Source organism: Pseudomonas sp. EggHat1, from assembly GCF_014892995.1.
GTDB lineage: Bacteria > Pseudomonadota > Gammaproteobacteria > Pseudomonadales > Pseudomonadaceae > Aquipseudomonas > Aquipseudomonas chaetocerotis.
The window spans coordinates 40,183-59,390 of sequence record NZ_JACKQK010000008.1 but is presented as its reverse complement, the minus strand read 5'-3'; the positions used below and the strand labels follow the sequence as shown (position 1 = coordinate 59,390).

Below are 19,208 nucleotides of genomic sequence, written 5' to 3'. Positions count from 1 at the left end.
CGAGACCATCGTCTATTGCCCTGGCAGCCTCTTGTCCGCTTCAAACGCCAGCGGAATTCACGGCAAAACGCGCCTGCAGCGCCTGTGCATACGCCTGCCACTGCTGCAGAAGTTGCAATTGGCTGGGGCTGCAGTCCGTGCGCAACTGCTCCAATGCCGCGTGAAATTGCGTCAGGGTATTGGGCGCACCGAACTCCGGATCGCTCAAACGCTGCCGGCAGAACTCTTCCCAGCGCAGAGATTCAGCGGCTGACAGACTTGAAGGGAAATTGCGCGCCCGATAACGAAACAATAACTCTGGCAGTCGTGCATCATCGAATGGCCATTTTTTGCCGTCGGCCAATGCTTCAGGTTGAGCGCCACGCACCTGTTCACACAAACGACGGTCACGATCACCGATAAACCCATCGTAAAGCTGTTGTTCGGGGTCGTTACTGCCTGCGAAGGCTTCTTCACGGTAAATGGCCGCTAATTTGTCCTGCCAATGCGGCTGTTCATTTTTCAGCACTTCAACATTGCGCTCACAGATCGACCAGTCCAGTTGCAGGCGTTGCCGATCCGCCTCGCGCAGCACCGCAAGCGGTGCCACCACCGGACAGCGATTGATATGCAGCAGCTTCAGCGGCACCGGCAACTCGCCCTCGGCAAGGTCCTCGCGGCGCGTGTAGAGACGACTGCGCAGCGTATCGGCGTCCAGATTCAACAAGGGCGACGGATCAGCCTGCAGATCACAGACGATCAGCGCATTGCGATTGCGCGGATGCCAGGCCAGCGGCAGCACGGGCGCCAGATAATGACGTGCCGCAGAGAAGCGTCCGGAAATGTGCAACAGCGGCTGCAGCAGGCGAATCTGATCCAGCACCCGTTGTTTGCTACGCAGTTGGTAGAGAAAGTCGTAAAGCTTCGGCTGTCGGTCGCGCAGCAGCCGTGCCAGGCCGATAGTGGCGCGCACGTCGGACAGCGCATCGTGAGCCTGGCCATGGTCGATGCCATTGGCCTGGGTCAGGCGCTCCAGTTTGAGCGACACCCGCTCCCCTTCCTCGGGCCACTCGATGCCCTCGGGACGCAGCGCATAAGCGGTGCGCACCAGATCGATCAGGTCCCAGCGGCTGTTGCCCCCCTGCCACTCACGCGCGTAGGGATCGAAGAAGTTACGGTAGAGGCTGTAGCGCGTCACCTCGTCATCGAAGCGCAAGCTGTTGTAGCCGGCGCCACAGGTGCCGGGCGCAGAGAGCGCGGCATGCACACGGGTCATGAACTCGCCTTCGTCGAGCCCTGACTGCTGCAGGCGCTGAGGGTCGATACCGGTCACCAGACAAGCAGCCGGGTGCGGCAGAATGTCATCGCTGGGGCGGCAGTAGATGTTCAGCGCCTCGCCAACCTCGTTCAGCGCCTCATCGGTACGGATACCCGCCACCTGCAGCGGACGATCACACCGCGGATTGATACCGGTGGTCTCGTAGTCGTACCAGAAGATGCTGGAAGTCATTTGGTGGCTCCGTACCGGACGTAAGGTTGTCGGCAGTCTATCATCCACTTCCAGGCTCGCCGCTCCCGGCCAAAGCATGAACCAGTGCACAGCCGCTGCGCCGCCAGACACGCCGCACTTGTCGGGCAGCTGCCGTAACCACTAGCATTGGCAGCCCCCACACTCTACCTACAAGGATGCAACCATGAGTGACGCGATCACCCCCAATCCCTATGCCGCTCCCACCAGCGACCTGCAACAGACCTCGCCTAACCAGACCCCGAGCATCGAAGAAGCGCTGGCTCGCGGCTATGACTTCAGCATCGGCGAGCTGCTGAGCGAATCCTGGAGCAAGGTCAAGGGCACCAAAGGCATCATCATCGGTGGTTTCCTGGTGTTCTACGTGGTGCTGCTGGCCGCCACCTTCATCCTCGGCGGCGTCGTCGGCATCTTCGGCGCCCTGAGCGAAAACATGCTGCTGATGATCGTCGGTGAAATCCTCATCTCGCTGCTGGCCTCGGCCCTGGCCTACCCCTTCATGGCCGGCATCAACATGGTCGGTATTCGTCGCGCCGCCGACCAGCCACTGAGCTTCAACGAGATTTTCAGCCACTTCGGGCGCACCGTACCGCTGATCATCACTGCCGTGGTGATGATGCTGCTGATCTATCTCGGCATGATCCTGCTGCTGATCCCGGGCATCTACCTGGCCGTTGCCTACCTGCTGGCCATTCCGCTGGTGGTCGAGCGTGGCCTGTCGCCGTGGCAGGCACTGGAAGCCTCGCGCAAGGCCATCACCCAGCACTGGTTCAAGGTCTTCGGCCTGTTCCTGCTGCTCGGTTTGATCGTCATGGTCAGTGCCATCCCGCTGGGTATCGGTCTGGTGTGGAGCATTCCGCTGATGGTCGTGGCCATGGGCGTGCTGTATCGCACTATCTTTGGCGTGCTGCCTGCCGCCCAATAAATCGACGTGACCCGGGCCAGATCAATGGCCCGGTTGCGTTCGTGGCCCGCTGCTCGCTAGCATCGGGCTTTCCTTGATGCAGTCCGCCGATGCACTCACGCTCACGCGCAAGCCTTCCGCTCAACCAGCTCCCCCTGGATACTCGCTACCAGGTCGAAACGCCGGAAGGTATCGATCTGCATTTGCGACCGGCCGGGCTGGTGCCGCGCGCCCTGGCATTCGCCATCGACCTGGCCATTCGTGGCCTGATCCTGATGGTGATGTTCATCGTTCTCGGCCTGCTCGGTCAGTTCGGCATGGGCCTGGGTACGATCCTGCTGTTTCTCGTGACCTGGTGGTACATGGTGCTGTTCGAGGTGTTCAACCAGGGCCGCTCTCCCGGTAAGCAGATGCTCGGCCTGCGCGTGGTTCACGATGACGGCACGCCAATCGGCTGGGCCGCTTCACTGACGCGCAACCTGCTGCGTTTCGTCGATATCCTGCCATTTGGCTACACCCTGGGCATCATCAGCTGCCTGAACCACCCGGCATTCAAACGTCTTGGCGATATCGCCGCCGGCACCCTGGTGGTCTATCGCGATGCGCCGTTGAGCAAACCGCTGCTCGCCGACGCCGAACCTCTGCCAGCACCCTTCCCGCTCAGCCTTGACGAGCAACGCGCCATCCTCGGCTTTGCCGAACGTGGCGGCCAGCTCTCCGCAGCACGCCGAGCCGAGCTGGCGGCGCTGCTGGCCGATCCGCTACAAGTGCCTGCCGAACAGGCCGAACCGCGCCTCAACGGCATCGCGCGCGGCCTGCTGGGGAGCGCACCGTGAAACAGAGCCTGTTCGAAAGTCGCCATCAGCCGGACTGGGATGCCTTCAACAGCCAGCTCGAAGCTCTTGAGCGCGGCAAGTCCAAAACGCAGACCTATCAAGGCTTCGCCGCCAGCTACCGACAGCTTTGCCAGCATCTGGCCCTGGCTCAGGCACGCGGCTACAGCAGCCACCTGATCGACCAGCTTCAACAGTTGGCCATGCGTGGCCATCAGCAGTTCTACCGCCATCGCAGCCACCTTGGCGCGCAGATGGTCCGCTTTCTGTTCGGCGGTTTCCCGCGCCTGGTGCGCAGCGAGTGGCGCAGCGTATGCGTGGCCAGCCTGCTGTTCTTCGGCAGTCTGGCAGTGATGGGACTGCTGACCTATCTCTATCCCGAGCTGATTTTCAGCCTGGTCAGCCCCGACCAGGTCAGCGAAATGGAAGGCATGTACGATCCCGACGCGCGCCGTCTCGGCCGTTTCAGTGAACGCGGTTCGGGCGACGACTGGGTGATGTTCGGCTTCTACATCATGAACAACATCGGCATCGCCTTTCAGACCTTCGCCAGTGGCCTGCTGCTCGGCCTCGGCAGCCTGTTCTTCCTGCTGTTCAACGGCCTGATGATCGGCGCCGTGGCGGGCCACCTGACGCGCATCGGTTATGGCGAGCCCTTCTGGTCCTTCGTCATCGGCCATGGTGCCTTCGAGCTGACCGCCATTGCCCTGGCTGGCGCGGCTGGCTTCAAGCTCGGCTGGGCACTGCTCGCCCCCGGCCGCCTGCCCCGTGGCGAGGCCTTGCGCCTGGCCGCAGGCAAGGCGATACAGCTGGTGGCCGGGGTGATCCTGTTCCTGCTGCTGGCCGCCTTCATCGAGGCCTTCTGGTCCTCTACCACCTTCGCCAGCCCGAACATCAAGTACGTCGTCGGTGCCGGGCTCTGGGCGCTGGTGCTGGGTTATCTGCTACTGGCCGGTCGGAGGCAGCATGCGCCTGACTGAAGCCAGCGTTGCCATCCGCCCGCGCAGCGCCTGGGAAGCCATCGATCTCGGCGTGCTGCTCGCCCGTCGTCACGCCGGCCTGCTGATGGCCAGTTGGGCGCTGGTCACACTGCCGCTGTTCGCCTTGCTCTGCGCCTTGCTCTGGCAGTATCCGGGCTGGGCCATCTTCGTCTTCTGGTGGCTCAAACCGGCCTATGAACGCCTGCCGCTGTACATCCTTTCGCAAGCGCTGTTCGGCAACACACCCTCGCTGAAACAGGCCCTGCGCGCCCTGCCGAAACTGCTATGGCCGCAATTGTTGGCCAGCCTGACCTGGCGCCGCCTGAGCCCGACGCGCAGCTTCGATCTGCCCGTGCTGCAACTTGAGGGTCTGGCCGGTCAGGCACGCAGTCAGCGCCTGGTGGTCCTCGGTCAGCGCGACAGCGCCGCTGCCACCTGGCTGACGCTGGTGGGCATGCATCTGGAGGTTGCCCTGTGGATGGGCCTGGTCGCCCTGTTCTATCTGATGCTGCCACAACAGGTGGAGCTGGACTGGACCTGGGAAAGCCTGATCGCCGCCAGCAGTGGCCAGTGGATGTGGCTGGAGCACCTGTCCAATCTGCTTTATGTGCTGCTGCTGATCATCTGGGAGCCGGTCTATGTCGCCTGCGGCTTCACCCTCTATCTCAACCGCCGCACGGCCCTGGAAGCTTGGGATATCGAGCTGACCTTCCGCCGCCTGCGCCAGCGCCTGACCGGCAGCGCCTATGCCTTATTGCTCGGTTGCGCCGTGCTGTTGACGCAGCAGCCAAGCAACGCATGGGCCGACACGCCGCCAATCGTCAGCGAAGAAGTTGAGCAGGCCGACCCGCAAGGCCCGGACGCACCACGCCTGCTCCAGCAGCCGCTGACCAGCCAAGCCGCCCATGCAAGCATCGAAGCGCTGCTCGACGAGCCGCCCTTCCAGCACCGCGAAACCGTCACGCGCTGGCGCCTGGGAGAAGAAAAGCCCGCAGAGGAGCCCAAGCCGGAAGACGTCGAAGCCTTCCTGGACATGCTCAAGAACCTGCTCAAACTCGGCGAATGGTGGAAGAGCCTGGATGTCGTCGCGCAAGTTTTCGAAGTGCTGCTTTGGGCAGCGCTGGCCGCGCTGCTGGTCTTCGTTCTGTGGCGCTACCGCGAGTGGCTGCAGGCCTTTGGCGACCGCATCGGCCTGCCGACACGACGCCGACAGGTCGCGCCGCAACAGCTGTTCGGTCTCGAACTCGCGCCAGAGACGCTGCCCGACGATGTCGCCAGCGAAGCCGAGCGACTCTGGGCCGACCAACCGCGCGCAGCCCTCGGTTTGCTCTACCGCGCACTGCTCAGTCGCCTGCTGCATGAACACCGCCTGCCCCTGAAGCAGTCGCACACCGAAGGCGAGGTGCTGCACCTGGTCGCCGGCCTCGAGCAAGAGAACCTGGAAGACTACAGTCGCCAGCTCACCCTGCATTGGCAGGCCCTGGCCTATGGGCATCGCCTTCCCGCCGAATCGCTGCGTCAGGGCCTGTGTCAGGGCTGGCGCAGCCTGTTCGGCCAGGAGCGTGCAGCATGAGTCGGCGCGCCGGTTTCATCCTGGCCATGGCCCTGTTGCTGGTATTGGGACTGCTCGCCAGCTACCTGATGGGCAAACTCGAACCCTATGAAGAGGTGATCGAGCACGGCCCTGCCCCCGAGGTTGCCAGCAGCTCTTACCTGGCTGCCGAGCACTTCCTGCACAAACAAGGCATCGCCGCACGCCGCGCCGAAGGCCTGGATGTGCTCGATGGCCTGCCCAGCGAAGGTCAGACCCTGATGTTGCTGGCTGACCGCAGCAACATGACGCCGCGCCAAGTCGAGCGCGTGCTGCAGTGGACGGCGAGTGGCGGCCATCTGCTGTTCATCGCCGAACGCCTGTGGGACGAAGAGGAGGGCAAGAGCGGCGACCTGCTGCTCGATCTGCTCGGTGTCCAGCAATACATGACTGACGAGCTGGACGACGAAGAAGCCAGTGAGCCCGAGCCAGACAGCGAAGCGAGCGAGGCCTACCCGCAACTCACCAAGCTCTACCTGGAGAACGAGCAGGCCCCGGCCTACATCGCCTTCGACACCGACTTCCACCTGTACGATGCGCAGAACCGCGCGCACGCCTGGGCCAACAGCGACGCTGCCACGCACCTGCTGCAGCTTTACCACGGCGACGGACTGATCACCGTACTGAGCGATCCGTGGATCTGGCAAAACCGCAACATCGACGACTACGACCACGCCTGGCTGCTCTGGTACCTGGGCCAGGACAGCGCGGTGACCCTGCTCTACCATGCCGACAGCGACGGCCTGGCCCGCCTGCTGCTGCGCCACTTCCCACTGGCACTGCTGGTGCTGGCGCTGCTGATCATCGCCACCCTGTGGCACGTCGGCATGCGTCATGGCCCGCTGCAGGCACCGGCCAGCCGAGCACGGCGCCAGCTCGAGGAACACCTGCGTGGCAGCGCCGACTTCCTGCTCCGCCGCAGCGGCCAGCACAGCCTGCTCAAAGGCCTGCAGCAGGACATCAATCGCCGCGCCCGCCGCCGTCATCCCGGTTTCGAGAAGCTCGCCGTCGCCGAGCAGTGGCAGGTTCTTGGTCGCCTGACCCGCCTGCCCGCCAAGGACATCAGCCAGGCCATGCGCCCATTGCCGCCGCAGCGCCTATCCGCCAGTGACTTCACCCGCCAGGTCGCCCACCTGCAAACCCTCAGGAATGCCCTATGAGCGAGACCCCCGAGAACGACAACCTGCCGGTGCAGGAAATCCCGGCCGCCGCGCCGAGCAACCCGCAAGCGCAGCAGCGCCAGCGTGCCAGCCAGTTGGCCCAGGCCCTGCGCGCCGAGTTGCGCAAGGCGGTGATCGGCCAGAGCGCGGTGATCGACGACGTGCTCACCGCACTGATCGCCGGTGGCCACGTGTTGGTCGAAGGTGTACCGGGGCTGGGCAAGACCCTGCTGGTGCGCGCCCTGGCGCGTTGCTTCGGTGGTGAGTTCGCGCGCATCCAGTTCACCCCGGATCTGATGCCCAGCGATGTCACTGGCCATGCCGTGTACGACATGCAGAGCGAGCAGTTCAAACTGCGCAAGGGCCCGGTGTTCACCAACCTGCTGCTGGCCGATGAAATCAACCGCGCACCGGCCAAGACCCAGGCCGCTCTGCTGGAAGTGATGCAGGAGCGCCAGGTGACCCTGGAAGGCCGTGCACTGCCGGTGCAGCTGCCGTTCATGGTGCTGGCAACCATGAATCCGATCGAGCAGGAAGGCACCTACCCGCTGCCGGAAGCCGAGCTGGACCGCTTCATGCTCAAGCTGCGCATGGATTATCCGCAGCAGGATGAAGAGCTGAACATGGTGCGCCAGGTGACCCGTTCGGCCAAGGCCGACATGCTCGAAGTCAGCCCGCTGCGTACCCTGCTGCAGGCCAAGGACGTACTGGCCTTGCAGAAGATCGCCAGCGATCTGCCACTGGATGAGCAGGTGCTCGATTACGCCGTACGCCTGGCCCGCGCCACGCGCAGTTGGCCAGGGCTGGCCATGGGCGCCGGACCACGTGCGTCGATCGCCCTGGTGCGTGGCGCCCGTGCTCGCGCGCTGCTGCGCGGCGGTGATTTCGTCCTGCCGGATGACATCAAGAGCTGCGCCCTGGCCGTGCTGCGCCATCGCGTACGCCTGGCGCCGGAACTGGATATCGAAGGCCTGTCGGTGGATCAGGTGCTGCAACAGTTGCTCGATCAGGTGCCGGCACCGCGTCTATGAAACCTTCGCGCCTGCTCCTCGGGCTGCTCGGCGGCCTGTTCGCCGCTGCCGTGCTGCTCGGCGCCCTGCCCCTGCTCGGCATGCGCCTGGCAGACAGCCTGATGCCAGTGGCCTGGGGACTGTTGCTGGCGTTGCTGCTGATCGCCACTGTCGATGCCCTGTGGCTGCGGCGCCAGCGCTCGCCGCGCCTGGAACGCGTACTGCCGGGCAACCTGCCGCTCGGGCGCTGGAGCGAGGTACAGCTGATCGCCCATCACGATTTCGCCCAGCCCCTGGAAATCGAGGTCTTCGACCATGTGCCAGAAGGCATGGCCTTCGACTTCCTGCCGCAACGCATCACCCTGCAGCCTGGCCAGCAGACGCGGGTCAGCTATCGTCTGAAGCCGCTGATCCGTGGGCACTTCCACTTCGCCCTGTGCGAGCTGAAACTGCCCAGCCCGCTGCGCCTGTGGCAGGCCAAACGCCTGCTGCCGCTGGAAGGTGAAAGTCGCGTCTACCCCGATTTCGCGCGTCTCTACGGCGCGCAGCTCAAGGCGGTAGACGACTGGCTGAGCCAGCTGGGCGTGCGTCAGCGCCCGCGTCGCGGCCTGGGCCTGGAGTTTCATCAGCTGCGCGAATTTCGTGATGGCGACACCCTGCGCCAGATCGACTGGAAGGCCACTGCGCGCAAGCGCACACCCATCGCCCGCGAGTACCAGGACGAACGCGACCAGCAGATCGTCTTCTTGCTCGACTGCGGCCGCCGTATGCGCAGCCAGGACGACGAGCTGTCGCACTTCGATCACGCCCTCAACGCCTGCCTGCTGCTCAGCTACGTAGCCCTGCGCCAGGGCGATGCCGTCGGCCTTGCGACCTTCGCCGGCAACCAGTCGCGTTACCTGGCGCCGGTCAAGGGGCCTGCGCAGTTGAACGTGCTGCTCAACGCCGTTTACGACCTAGACACCAGCCAGCAACCGGCCGACTTCAGCGCCGCCGCCGATCTGCTGCTGGCGCGCCAGCGGCGTCGCTCGCTGGTGGTGCTGGTGACCAACCTGCGTGACGAAGACGATCAGGACCTGCTCGCCGCCGTGCGTCGCCTGTCGCGCCAGCATCGCGTGCTGATCGCCAGCCTGCGCGAGGAAGCACTGGATCGTCTGCGTCAAACGCCCGTGGAGCAATTCGATCAGGCCCTGGCCTACTGCGGCACGCTGGACTACCTCAATGCCCGCGCCGACCTGCACGAACGTCTGGCTGCCCATGAAGTACCGGTGCTCGACGCCCGCCCGGGCGAACTGGGCCCGGAGCTGGTAAGCAGTTATCTGGCCTGGAAGAAAGCCGGCGCACTTTAAAGCCTGTTGGCGTTTCGGCGCGACCGCGCCGAAAGAGGCAACTGCTGGCGCCTGAGGCTGTCGAACTCAATGCTGCAAAGGCCCTGGCACCGGCTTTCCCACACAGATGTTGCGTGGTTATGGCCGTGGTCGGGTGCTATGATCCCGAGTCTGCGGCGCAAAGAGTACAAACTCGACGCCGCCTGTAGGCCGCCCGTGATCGGCCTTGCGCATACCGCACACGACCTGAGTAGGAGATAGACCATGGCTTTTGAATTGCCGCCGCTGCCTTACGAAAAGAATGCCCTCGAGCCGCACATTTCCGCCGAGACCCTCGAATTCCACCACGACAAGCACCACAACACCTACGTCGTGAACCTGAACAACCTGGTGCCGGGCACCGAGTTCGAAGGCAAGAGCCTGGAAGAAATCGTCAAGACTTCCTCGGGCGGCATCTTCAACAACGCCGCTCAGGTGTGGAACCACACCTTCTACTGGAACTGCCTGTCGCCGAACGGTGGTGGCCAGCCGACTGGCGCTCTGGCTGACGCCATCAACGCTGCCTTCGGTTCCTTCGACAAGTTCAAGGAAGAGTTCAGCAAGGTTTCCATCGGTACCTTCGGTTCCGGCTGGGGCTGGCTGGTAAAGAAAGCTGACGGCTCCCTGGCCCTGGCCAGCACCATCGGCGCCGGCTGCCCGCTGACTTCCGGCGACACGCCGCTGCTGACCTGCGACGTCTGGGAACACGCCTACTACATCGACTACCGCAACCTGCGTCCGAAGTATGTCGAGGCGTTCTGGAACCTGGTGAACTGGGACTTCGTCGCCCAGAACTACGCGGCCTGAATCTCAGCCCCGTAATGCGAAAACCCGGCCTTGATGGCCGGGTTTTTCGTTTCTGACACTGGCTATCTAGAGCAGTCGACGTGGTGAGAACTCCACCCCCTGCTGCTCCACACGATTGACCGCCTGACTCAGTACGCGGTCAGCGCGGACCGGCCCGAGAAACTCGCAGAGCCCGATATAGAGCAGGTTCAGCAGCTTACGCAGTTGCTCCAGTCCCAGGTTGGCGATACCGTCGCCCCCGCCCTGCTCCAACCAGATACGTAAACGCGTCGACAGCTCGGAGCTCACCCCCATACCGGACAGGTTGCCGGCGGCGAAGCGCCTCAGTGCTGCCTGCTGCGCGCTATCGAGTTGCTCCAGCAAGACCTGGTTCAGGGCCAGGAAAGTGGTTTGCGCGGCACTATCCGGGGTCGCCACCTGCCGCACGGCCTCGTTGCGTCCCTGGCGCCAGGCAGCCAGTTGCTCCTCTGGGTCAGGCAGCAGCTGCGAGGGCGGTCCCGTCAGGGCGCCAACCAACTCTCGGTAAAGACGTGCGCGTTCGAGCTTGCGCTCGGTACGCAGCACCACCTCGGCAAGAAATTCATTGAGGGCGAACGGCGGTTGCTCGGCGTATTTGTTCTCCCACAGCGCCAGCAACGGCCAGACCTCTTCATCCGAAAAGTGTCCAGCCAGGCCGGTGTAGATCGCGCGACGACGCAGGCTCAATCTCATCCTCAGCCCCTCCTCGACCATTGCTCGCTGTCGAAGGTCTGCGTCAGGTTGAACTCCGGATAACCGACCTCGGCATGCTCGGCAAAATCCAGCCCGCGCTGCTCATGCTGGGTCGAAACCCGCAGCCCCATGGTCTTGGCCAGCAGGAAGTAGAACACCAGGGCAACCGGAAAGGCCCAGAGAAAAGCTGCCGCAGCACCCAATGCCTGCACCGCGACACGCTCCCAGTTGAACAGGTCGCCCTGATAGAACAGGCCTGCAGCCAAGGTGCCCCAGATACCGGCGAACCCGTGGACCGGTATCGCACCGACGACATCGTCGAGCTGCAGGCGATCGAGCAGACGCATGCCATAGACCACGACGAAACCGGCGACAAGACCACTGAGCAGAGCGAAACCCGGCGCCATGCTGGCGCAACCGGCTGTGATGCCGACCAGCCCGCCAATCGAGCCATTCACCGTCGTGGTCAGTAATACCGGGCTGGCCGTGCTGCGTTGTGCCAGCAGAGCGCCGAGCGCACCAGCGACCGCAGCCAGATGCGTATTCAAGGCGATCAACCCAAGACTGCTGCTGACTTCCAGGTTGCTGCCGGCGTTGAAACCGAACCAACCCACCCAGAGGATGAAGCCGCCCAATGCCACCAGGCCAAGATTGTGCCCCGGGATCAAGCGTGCCTTGCCATCAGGAGCGAAACGCCCGAGACGCGGGCCCAGCACCAGAATCCCTGCCAGCGCGCACCAGGCACCGATGCTGTGCACCACGGTCGAGCCGGCGAAATCGATAAAGCCCAGCTTGGCCAACCAACCCTGACCGCCGTAAAGACCGCCCCACACCCAACTGCCGAATATCGGATAGATCACACCGCTGATCAGTACCGCGCCAATCAGATAGGCGCCATAGCGCGTGCGTTCGGCCATGGCACCACTGGCGATGGTCGCAGCGGTGGCGGCGAACATCATCTGAAACAACAGGAAGGTGTAGTCCCAGGGCTCGCCGTCATTCAGCGCGAAGTGACTCATGCCGAACCAGCCCGTGACATTGGCACCGAACATCAGGCCGAAGCCGAACAACCAGAACACGATGCCGCCCACGCAGCAGTCCATGTAGTTCTTCATCATCACGTTGACGGCGTTCTTGGCCCGTGACATGCCGCTCTCCAGCAAGGCGAAACCCGCCTGCATGAAGAACACCAGCACGCTGGCCAACACCAGCCAGGCTGTATTGGCGGCCTCTTCGCTGGCGGCATGGGCCTGTGGGGCAAAGCTGACAGCGACGAGCAACAGCATGAGCGTTTTCATCACGAGTCCCCTCCTGGTCGATGCCCGGCCTTCGCAACTCTTGTGCCAGCGGCGAAGCAGGCGGCAGTTGGCGCGTCACAGGACGTAACAACAACGGACGGTCAATATGACAAAAGGTGTTCAAGTACGGCGCAATCGCACCGACACAGAGCAGTGAGTCGGCCTCCAGGCGGCGATTCGCACCAGGAGCGTTCCTTGTGGGATAAATAGTGCCACCAGGCATGATGGCCCTTTGACGGCCAGGCCTAGATTGCCAATACTCTCGTCTGACTGACGCTGTAAGCATCGACATAAGGAATTGCCTTTGAAGCTGGAATTGAAGAACAGCTTGTCACTCAAGTTGCTCCGCGTGGTGCTGTTGTCAGCACTCGTAGTAGGGGTGGTATTGAGTTGTGCGCAGATTGTCTTCGACGCCTACAAGACACGTCAGGCGGTGGCCAACGATGCCCATCGCATCCTCGGCATGTTCCGCGATCCTTCGACCCAGGCGGTATACAGCCTGGACCGCGAGATGGGCATGCAAGTGATCGAGGGGTTGTTCCAGCACGAATCGGTGCGTCACGCCTCCATTGGCCACCCCAACGAACCCATGCTGGCCGAACGGACTCGCGATCTGGCGCAGATGCCGACTCGCTGGCTGACAGACCCGATCCTCGGTCAGGAACAGCTGTTCGCCACCAAACTGGTCGGCCGTGGCCCTTACAGCGAGTATTACGGTGACCTCAACATCACCCTCGATACGGCGCCTTACGGCGAAAGCTTCGTCACCAACTCGGTAATCATCTTCATCTCAGGGGTGCTGCGCGCCTTGGCCATGGGCCTGGTGCTCTATCTGGTCTATCACTGGCTGCTGACCAAACCACTGTCGAAGATCATCGAGCACCTCACCAACATCAATCCCGACCGCCCCAGCGAACACAAGCTGCCCATGCTCAAGGGCAACGAGAAGAACGAGCTGGGTTTGTGGATCAACACCGCCAACCAGTTGCTGGCCTCCATCGAGCGCAACMCCCACCTGCGCCGTGAAGCCGAGAACAGCCTGCTGCGCATGGCTCAGTATGACTTCCTCACCGGCCTGCCCAATCGCCAGCAGCTGCAACAGCAGCTCGATCAGATTCTCGAAGATGCCGGCCGCCTGCAGCGTCGCGTCGCCGTGCTCTGCGTCGGCCTGGATGACTTCAAGGGCATCAACGAACAATTCAGTTACCAGAGCGGCGACCAGTTGCTACTCGCACTGTCCGACCGCCTGCGCAGCCACAGCGGTCGTCTCGGGGCGCTGCCCCGCCTGGGCGGTGACCAGTTCGCTCTGGTTCAAGCCGACATCGAACAACCCTACGAAGCAGCCGAACTGGCGCAGAGCGTACTCGACGATCTGGAGCTGCCCTTCATGCTCGATCAGCACGAGGTGCGCCTGCGCGCCACCATCGGCATCACCCTGTTCCCGGAAGATGGCGACAGCACCGAGAAGCTGCTGCAGAAAGCCGAACAGACCATGACCCTGGCCAAGAGTCGTTCGCGCAATCGCTACCAGTTCTACATCGCCAGCGTCGACAGCGAGATGCGTCGCCGTCGTGAGCTGGRAAAGGATCTGCGTGATGCCCTGGCGCAGAACCAGTTGCACCTGGTCTACCAGCCCCAGATCGACTACCGCGACCATCGCGTAGTCGGCGTCGAAGCGCTGCTGCGCTGGCAGCACCCACAGCATGGCTTCGTCGCGCCGGACCTGTTCATTCCGCTGGCCGAGCAGAACGGCACCATCATCCCCATCGGTGAATGGATTCTCGACCAGACCTGCCGCCAGCTGCGCGAATGGCATGACCAGGGCTTCAGCGATCTGCGCATGGCCATCAACCTGTCCACCGTGCAGTTACACCACGCCGAGCTGCCACGCGTGGTCAACAACCTGATGCAGGTCTACCGCCTGCCGCCCAAAAGCCTGGAGCTGGAAGTCACCGAGACCGGCCTGATGGAAGACATCAGCACCGCGGCCCAGCATCTGCTCAGCCTGCGCCGCTCCGGCGCGCTGATCGCCATCGACGACTTCGGTACCGGCTATTCCTCGCTGAGCTATCTGAAAAGCCTGCCGCTGGACAAGATCAAGATCGACAAGAGCTTCGTGCAGGATCTGCTCGAAGACGAAGACGACGCCACCATCGTTCGCGCCATCATCCAGCTGGGCAAGAGCCTGGGCATGCAAGTCATCGCCGAAGGTGTGGAAACCGCCGAGCAGGAGGCCTACATCATCGCCCAGGGCTGCCATGAGGGTCAGGGCTATCTCTACAGCAAACCGCTGCCAGCGCGCGAGTTGACGCTGTTCCTCAAGCAGTCGCGACGCCTGAGCTCAGCCGCAACGCTCTGACACGACCACCAACGAAAACGCCGCGATCAATCGCGGCGTTTTCGTTCGCGCCCGGCAAAACAGCTCACCAGTGCTGCACACCCAGCAGCCAGGCCGTGGCCAGTGCGCCGACCACGCACAGTACAGCGCCACCAGCGGCTCGCCAGTAGAAGCTGCGGGCCAGCTCGTCCTCTCCGCTGTTGGAGAGAATGAACGGCTGGCGCTCATCGGGCTTGGCCATCTGGTGCCGCGCCGGCTCGGACGCCTTTTGCCGGTGCCGGTCTTCGGCCTCCAGTTGCGCCGCCAGACGCACGCGATTCCACTCCTGCTCGTCGAGCTCGCCGTTGCCGTCACTGTCGAAACGCCGCAACAGGCCGACGTAATCGCCCTTCCATTCGCGGATCACTTCGCCCTGAGCGGCATGCCTGTCGAAACCCTGCTGCGCAGCGCCGCGGGTGCGAAAATCACCGATGGCATACAGCGGCTGACCGACATGAAAGCGTTCTTCGCTGTAGCGATAGCGCTGGCCGCTGGTGAGAAAGCCGAACAATCCGGTCTTGGCCGGGCCCAGCGGATGCCGCAGGTTGCCCTCCCAGACTTCACGCACCGCCGCACGAATCTCGGCGCCACGCGGGTCGATCAGGCATTCGCCGGTACCATCGACCAGGCGCAACCAGGCGTCACTGGCGCCACTCTCGATCACCCGCCAACTGCGCTTCTTGCCGCTGGAGCGATACTCCTCGATACGAAAGCGCCACCACAGGCAGGGTTTGCCGGTCAGCGGCCCACGCAACTGCGTGTCCGGCAAGGCTTCGAGCACACCATAGAGTTCGACGTAGCCCTGCGCCGCCGAGCGTATCTTCGAGGTGGGCGTGTCGAGCAGATGACGCGCCTGCGACCAACCCCGCAGGCACCACCAGGCTCCGCCCAGGCAGGCGCCAAGGGTGAAGGTCAGCGTGAAGAAGAAGCCGAAGGGGTCGACCTGCATCATCGGCAGGTTCTCAGTTGAACAGTGATTTCATGTCCACATCGGCTTTCTCCGCCTCGCTGAACACCAGCAGCTCGGCAGCCTGGAAGTTGAACATGCGCGCAATGAGGACATCGGGGAACTGCTCGATGCGCACGTTGTTGAGGTTGACCGCCTCGTTGTACAGCTCGCGGCGGTCGGCGATGCCGTTTTCCAGGCCGCTGATACGCTGCTGCAGGTGCTGGAAACTGTCGTTGGCCTTCAGCTCCGGGTAGTTCTCGGCCAGGGCAAAGAGCTGACCGAGGCCCGCGCGCAGACCACTTTCGGCCTTGCCCAGGGCGCCGACATCATGTTGTTCGCGAGCACTGGCAACGGCGCTACGCGCTGCAATCACCCGCTCCAGCGTCGAGCCTTCGTACTGCATGTACTGCTTGCAGGTTTCCACCAGTTTGGGCAATTCGTCATGCCGTTGCTTGAGCAGCACGTCGATGTTCGACCAGGCCTTGCTCACGCCATGCTTGAGGCGTACCAGTCCGTTGTACAGCGACACCGCGTAGGCGCCGAGCAGGACGAGAACAACGATGATGATCACGGCGGTCAGGCTCATGCAGTTTTCTCCAGGCAGAACTGCGAATCGGGTGCTGGCATTCTAACGGCAACGAGGTGGCTCGGCAGCGATATCCCGCACAGCGACGAATAATGGCCTTTACACATAATGCGAAACATTTGCATTATGTTGCAGTTTTTCAGGTACCTCTGAGTACCGTCCACATTTCGTACATGCAAAGGACCCCGCCATGATTCGTATGCCTCTGGCCTCCGCCAGCCTGCTGGCCATCGCCATTTCCCTCGCTGGCTGTGGCGAAGACAAAGCCCCCGCGACCCAGGCAGCTGCACCTGCTGCCACCACCGAGAGCACGGCGCCAGCCACTGCGGCGAAGGTCGACGAAGCAGCGGCGAAGGCCGTGGTCAACCATTATGCCGATCTGGCCCTGGCCGTGTTCAGCGACGCCGCCAGCACCGGCAAGGCCCTGCAGACTGCCGTCGATGCACTGCTTGCCGATCCCAGCGAAGCGACCCTGAACGCTGCGCGCGAAGCCTGGCTGGCCGCACGCGTGCCGTACATGCAGACCGAAGTGTTCCGTTTCGGTAACCCGGTGGTCGACGAGTGGGAAGGTCAGCTCAACGCCTGGCCGCTGGACGAAGGCCTGATCGACTACGTGGCCGAGGACTACCAGCACGCCCTGGGCAACCCGGGCGCGCAAGCCAATATCATCGCCAACACCGAGATCCAGGTTGGCGAAGACAAGGTTGACGTCAGCGAAATCACTGGCGAGCTGCTGGCCAGCCTGAACGAGCTGGGCGGCTCCGAAGCCAACGTCGCCACCGGCTACCACGCCATCGAATTCCTGCTCTGGGGCCAGGACCTCAACGGCACCGAGCCAGGCGCCGGCGAGCGCCCCTACACCGACTATGTAGTGGGTGAAGGCGCTACCGGTGGCCACAACGAGCGCCGCCGCGCCTTCCTCAAGGCAACTACCGACCTGCTGGTGAGCGACCTGAACGACATGGTCGAGCAGTGGAAAGACGGTGTGGAAGGCAACTACCGCAGCGAACTGGTCGCCGAGTCGGCCGACAACGGTCTGCGCAAGATGCTGTTCGGCATGGGCAGCCTGTCGCTCGGCGAACTGGCGGGCGAGCGCATGAAGGTCGCGCTGGAAGCCAACTCCACCGAAGACGAACACGACTGCTTCAGCGACAACACCCACAACTCGCACTTCTACAACGGCAAAGGCATTCGTAACGTCTACCTGGGCGAGTACAAGAAGGTCGACGGCAGCATCCTGACTGGCCCAAGCCTGTCCGAGCTGGTGGCCAAGGCTGACGCCCAGGCCGACGCCACCCTCAAGGCCGACCTGCAGGAAACCGAAGCCAAGCTGCAGGCGCTGGTCGACAGCGCCGAGAAGAACAACGTGCACTTCGACCAGTTGATCGCGCAAGGCAACACCGAAGGCCAGCAACTGGTACGTGACGCCATCGCTGCCCTGGTCAAGCAGACCGGCGCCATCGAGCAGGCTGCGGGCAAGCTGGGCATCAGCGACCTGAACCCGGACACCGCCGATCACGAATTCTGATCGCCGTAGCGGGCTGAAAAAGCCGGCGCCCCGATAAGGAGCGCCGGTTTTTTTATGGCGGCTGTTACCGTTCGGTAGGGTGCGCCGTGCGCACCGGAGAAAGGTTCGGGCTGCTGGTGCGCACGGCGCACCCTACGAACCCCGTGCCACCGCGCTGCGGTACTCGCCTGGGCTCACGCCATAAACCTGCTTGAACTGTCGCGACAAGTGGCTCTGATCGGCGAAGCCCAACTGCATTGCCACGCTGACCGCCGCACAACCGCCCTTGAGCATCGCCCGCGCCTGCTCGAGGCGCCGCTGCTTGAGCCAGGCATGCGGTGGCAAGCCGGTCGCGCGGCGGAACACTCGAGCGAAATGGAAAGGCGAAAGATTGACCGCAGCCGCCAGCTCTTCCAGTGAGGGCGGCTCGATCAGACGCTCGGCGAGCATCTGCTTGGCGCAAGCCACTGCCCAAGGCTCGCGCCCAGGGGCAGGCGGTTCGGCAAGCTGTGCATGATGCTGAAACAGCAGCAGGATCGCCTCACGCCAGGCCAGTTGCTGCTGCAGCGCCTCGGCACCGCCCTCGAGCAGCTGATGGAGCTGCAGAAAGGCCGCGTGCAAACGCGGATCATGCAGCACGCTGAAGGAAAACGACGGCATGCCGGCCTTGGCCAGGCCCAGCTCCTGCAGCGCCCCCAGTACCTGGGCGTTATCAGGATAGAAACCGCGATAGCGCCAACCGTCTTCGTGCGCCTTGGAACCGGTGTGCACTTCGTCAGGGTTGATCAGCACCATGCTGCCCTGAGGTGCCAGATGATCACAGCCGCGATGATGAAAACGCTGGGCACCATGTTCGATCACGGTGAACACGAAACCTTCATGCACGTGAGGGGCGAAGCGTTGTTCAAGGTAGCGCGCCTGTAACAGCTCGACGCCGCTCAATGCTGAGGCTTGCCAGAAGCGGGTCTGCTCGCGACTGTGCATGAGAGTCAGGCGCTGAAGCCCGCCTCCATGGCCTCACGCAGCGCCGGCCATTCCATATCGGTGATGCTGTACAGCACGGTGTCATCGAGACGGCCATCGGCCAGACGGCGATGGTTGCGCAGCAATCCTTCACGAACGGCACCCAGCTTCTCGATGGCGCGTTGCGAACGCAGGTTGCTGGCGGCAGTTTTCAGTTGCACGCGGACCATGCCCCAGTTTTCGAAAGCGTGCCTGAGCATCAAATACTTGATGCTGGTGTTCAATCCGCGGCCATGCTGGTGTCGGTCGAGCCAGGTCCAGCCGATCTCGCAGGCAGGCAGGCTATTCATGAAGTCGGCGAAGCGGGTGGTGCCCACCAACTCGTCACCCAGGCGAATGACGAACGGCAGTGCCCGCTGCTCGCGCATATCGGCCAGGGCGCTACGGTACCAATCCAGTCGCTGGGTACCGCTCATGTACAGCAGTTCCTCCCGATTGGCTTCGGCCAGCGCCACCAGCGCGGGGATATCGGCGTCGGAAAGCGGTTCCAGGCGCAGAGCACCACGTTGCAAAGTCACCAACTGCGGCTTGAACATAGGGCTTCCTCGGGGTCCTTCCTTGGGCAGAATCGCAAACGGGGCACGCTATCAGGCCCCAG

17 protein-coding genes are annotated in these 19,208 nt (G+C 63.2%); 10 read left to right on the top strand and 7 right to left on the bottom strand.

Annotated features, from left to right (window positions below; genetic code table 11):
• Window positions 1–40 precede the first annotated feature (40 nt).
• On the bottom strand, window positions 41–1,489 hold the full coding sequence (sbcB, locus tag INS93_RS14235) for an exodeoxyribonuclease I (protein WP_192983062.1): 1,449 nt from the start codon (window positions 1,487–1,489) through the stop codon (window positions 41–43).
• 184 nt (window positions 1,490–1,673) lie between these two features.
• Here sbcB and INS93_RS14230 point away from each other — a divergent pair, with 184 nt between their 5' ends.
• The 8 genes from INS93_RS14230 to INS93_RS14195 all read left to right on the top strand — a co-directional run bounded on the left by INS93_RS14230 (window position 1,674) and on the right by INS93_RS14195 (window position 10,159).
• The gene (locus tag INS93_RS14230; protein WP_160019756.1) at window positions 1,674–2,432 is read left to right on the top strand and encodes a hypothetical protein; all 759 of its coding nucleotides are present in this window, start codon (window positions 1,674–1,676) and stop codon (window positions 2,430–2,432) included.
• 89 nt (window positions 2,433–2,521) lie between these two features.
• Window positions 2,522–3,247 carry an RDD family protein gene (locus INS93_RS14225; protein ID WP_192983059.1) on the top strand — a complete coding sequence of 242 codons (726 nt, stop codon included), beginning with the start codon at window positions 2,522–2,524 and terminating at the stop codon, window positions 3,245–3,247.
• Window positions 3,244–4,224, top strand: coding sequence for a stage II sporulation protein M (locus INS93_RS14220; RefSeq protein ID WP_160019758.1), 981 nt, complete (start codon window positions 3,244–3,246; stop codon window positions 4,222–4,224). Before INS93_RS14225 ends, INS93_RS14220 begins: the two co-directional genes overlap by 4 nt.
• Window positions 4,211–5,797, top strand: a complete 1,587-nt coding sequence (locus INS93_RS14215) for a DUF4129 domain-containing protein (protein ID WP_192983056.1) — start codon at window positions 4,211–4,213, stop codon at window positions 5,795–5,797. Before INS93_RS14220 ends, INS93_RS14215 begins: the two co-directional genes overlap by 14 nt.
• A complete protein-coding gene (locus INS93_RS14210; protein ID WP_192983053.1) occupies window positions 5,794–6,975 on the top strand; it encodes a DUF4350 domain-containing protein in 1,182 nt (393 codons plus the stop codon). The genes INS93_RS14215 and INS93_RS14210 overlap by 4 nt, the downstream gene beginning before the upstream one ends.
• Window positions 6,972–8,006, top strand: coding sequence for an AAA family ATPase (locus tag INS93_RS14205; RefSeq protein ID WP_192983050.1), 1,035 nt, complete (start codon window positions 6,972–6,974; stop codon window positions 8,004–8,006). Before INS93_RS14210 ends, INS93_RS14205 begins: the two co-directional genes overlap by 4 nt.
• Window positions 8,003–9,334, top strand: coding sequence for a DUF58 domain-containing protein (locus INS93_RS14200; protein WP_192983047.1), 1,332 nt, complete (start codon window positions 8,003–8,005; stop codon window positions 9,332–9,334). The genes INS93_RS14205 and INS93_RS14200 overlap by 4 nt, the downstream gene beginning before the upstream one ends.
• A gap of 243 nt (window positions 9,335–9,577) precedes the next feature.
• Window positions 9,578–10,159 (top strand): superoxide dismutase, encoded by a 582-nt coding sequence (locus tag INS93_RS14195; RefSeq protein ID WP_003462535.1) that lies wholly within the window; start codon window positions 9,578–9,580, stop codon window positions 10,157–10,159.
• A 66-nt stretch (window positions 10,160–10,225) separates the two neighbouring features.
• Here the strand turns inward: INS93_RS14195 and INS93_RS14190 are convergent, their stop codons facing one another.
• Together INS93_RS14190 and INS93_RS14185 are read right to left on the bottom strand one after the other, a co-directional pair.
• Window positions 10,226–10,870, bottom strand: coding sequence for a hypothetical protein (locus INS93_RS14190; RefSeq protein ID WP_192983044.1), 645 nt, complete (start codon window positions 10,868–10,870; stop codon window positions 10,226–10,228).
• A 2-nt stretch (window positions 10,871–10,872) separates the two neighbouring features.
• Window positions 10,873–12,168 carry an ammonium transporter gene (locus INS93_RS14185; protein ID WP_160019764.1) on the bottom strand — a complete coding sequence of 432 codons (1,296 nt, stop codon included), beginning with the start codon at window positions 12,166–12,168 and terminating at the stop codon, window positions 10,873–10,875.
• A gap of 304 nt (window positions 12,169–12,472) precedes the next feature.
• Between INS93_RS14185 and INS93_RS14180 the strand changes: the two genes are divergently transcribed.
• Window positions 12,473–14,527 (top strand): putative bifunctional diguanylate cyclase/phosphodiesterase, encoded by a 2,055-nt coding sequence (locus INS93_RS14180; RefSeq protein WP_192983042.1) that lies wholly within the window; start codon window positions 12,473–12,475, stop codon window positions 14,525–14,527.
• 64 nt (window positions 14,528–14,591) lie between these two features.
• Here the strand turns inward: INS93_RS14180 and INS93_RS14175 are convergent, their stop codons facing one another.
• Window positions 14,592–15,497: a GIDE domain-containing protein gene (locus INS93_RS14175; RefSeq protein ID WP_192983040.1), complete on the bottom strand. Its 906-nt coding sequence runs from the start codon at window positions 15,495–15,497 to the stop codon at window positions 14,592–14,594.
• 10 nt (window positions 15,498–15,507) lie between these two features.
• A complete protein-coding gene (locus INS93_RS14170) occupies window positions 15,508–16,080 on the bottom strand; it encodes a LemA family protein (RefSeq protein ID WP_074917075.1) in 573 nt (190 codons plus the stop codon).
• 190 nt (window positions 16,081–16,270) lie between these two features.
• Here INS93_RS14170 and INS93_RS14165 point away from each other — a divergent pair, with 190 nt between their 5' ends.
• The gene (locus INS93_RS14165) at window positions 16,271–17,608 is read left to right on the top strand and encodes an imelysin family protein (protein WP_192983038.1); all 1,338 of its coding nucleotides are present in this window, start codon (window positions 16,271–16,273) and stop codon (window positions 17,606–17,608) included.
• Window positions 17,609–17,740: 132 nt separating this feature from the next.
• On the opposite strand, the gene INS93_RS14160 is transcribed toward INS93_RS14165, so the two are convergent.
• Entirely contained in the window at window positions 17,741–18,571 is an 831-nt protein-coding gene (locus INS93_RS14160; RefSeq protein ID WP_192983036.1) for an AraC family transcriptional regulator, read from the bottom strand.
• Window positions 18,572–18,576: 5 nt separating this feature from the next.
• Complete coding sequence (locus INS93_RS14155; protein ID WP_160019768.1) at window positions 18,577–19,146, bottom strand: GNAT family N-acetyltransferase; 570 nt, start codon at window positions 19,144–19,146, stop codon at window positions 18,577–18,579.
• Window positions 19,147–19,208 lie beyond the last annotated feature (62 nt).

Excerpts from the sequence above, each read along its gene's own strand:
- INS93_RS14165 (WP_192983038.1), top strand. The coding sequence starts at position 16,271 with ATGATTCGTATGCCTCTGGCCTCCGCCAGCCTGCTGGCCATCGCCATT.
- INS93_RS14230 (WP_160019756.1), top strand. The coding sequence starts at position 1,674 with ATGAGTGACGCGATCACCCCCAATCCCTATGCCGCTCCCACCAGCGAC.
- INS93_RS14185 (WP_160019764.1), bottom strand. The coding sequence starts at position 12,168 with ATGAAAACGCTCATGCTGTTGCTCGTCGCTGTCAGCTTTGCCCCACAG.
- INS93_RS14155 (WP_160019768.1), bottom strand. The coding sequence starts at position 19,146 with ATGTTCAAGCCGCAGTTGGTGACTTTGCAACGTGGTGCTCTGCGCCTG.
- INS93_RS14225 (WP_192983059.1), top strand. The coding sequence starts at position 2,522 with ATGCACTCACGCTCACGCGCAAGCCTTCCGCTCAACCAGCTCCCCCTG.
- INS93_RS14215 (WP_192983056.1), top strand. The coding sequence starts at position 4,211 with ATGCGCCTGACTGAAGCCAGCGTTGCCATCCGCCCGCGCAGCGCCTGG.
- INS93_RS14170 (WP_074917075.1), bottom strand. The coding sequence starts at position 16,080 with ATGAGCCTGACCGCCGTGATCATCATCGTTGTTCTCGTCCTGCTCGGC.
- INS93_RS14195 (WP_003462535.1), top strand. The coding sequence starts at position 9,578 with ATGGCTTTTGAATTGCCGCCGCTGCCTTACGAAAAGAATGCCCTCGAG.
- INS93_RS14200 (WP_192983047.1), top strand. The coding sequence starts at position 8,003 with ATGAAACCTTCGCGCCTGCTCCTCGGGCTGCTCGGCGGCCTGTTCGCC.
- INS93_RS14160 (WP_192983036.1), bottom strand. The coding sequence starts at position 18,571 with ATGCACAGTCGCGAGCAGACCCGCTTCTGGCAAGCCTCAGCATTGAGC.
- INS93_RS14205 (WP_192983050.1), top strand. The coding sequence starts at position 6,972 with ATGAGCGAGACCCCCGAGAACGACAACCTGCCGGTGCAGGAAATCCCG.
- sbcB (WP_192983062.1), bottom strand. The coding sequence starts at position 1,489 with ATGACTTCCAGCATCTTCTGGTACGACTACGAGACCACCGGTATCAAT.
- INS93_RS14190 (WP_192983044.1), bottom strand. The coding sequence starts at position 10,870 with ATGAGATTGAGCCTGCGTCGTCGCGCGATCTACACCGGCCTGGCTGGA.
- INS93_RS14210 (WP_192983053.1), top strand. The coding sequence starts at position 5,794 with ATGAGTCGGCGCGCCGGTTTCATCCTGGCCATGGCCCTGTTGCTGGTA.
- INS93_RS14175 (WP_192983040.1), bottom strand. The coding sequence starts at position 15,497 with ATGATGCAGGTCGACCCCTTCGGCTTCTTCTTCACGCTGACCTTCACC.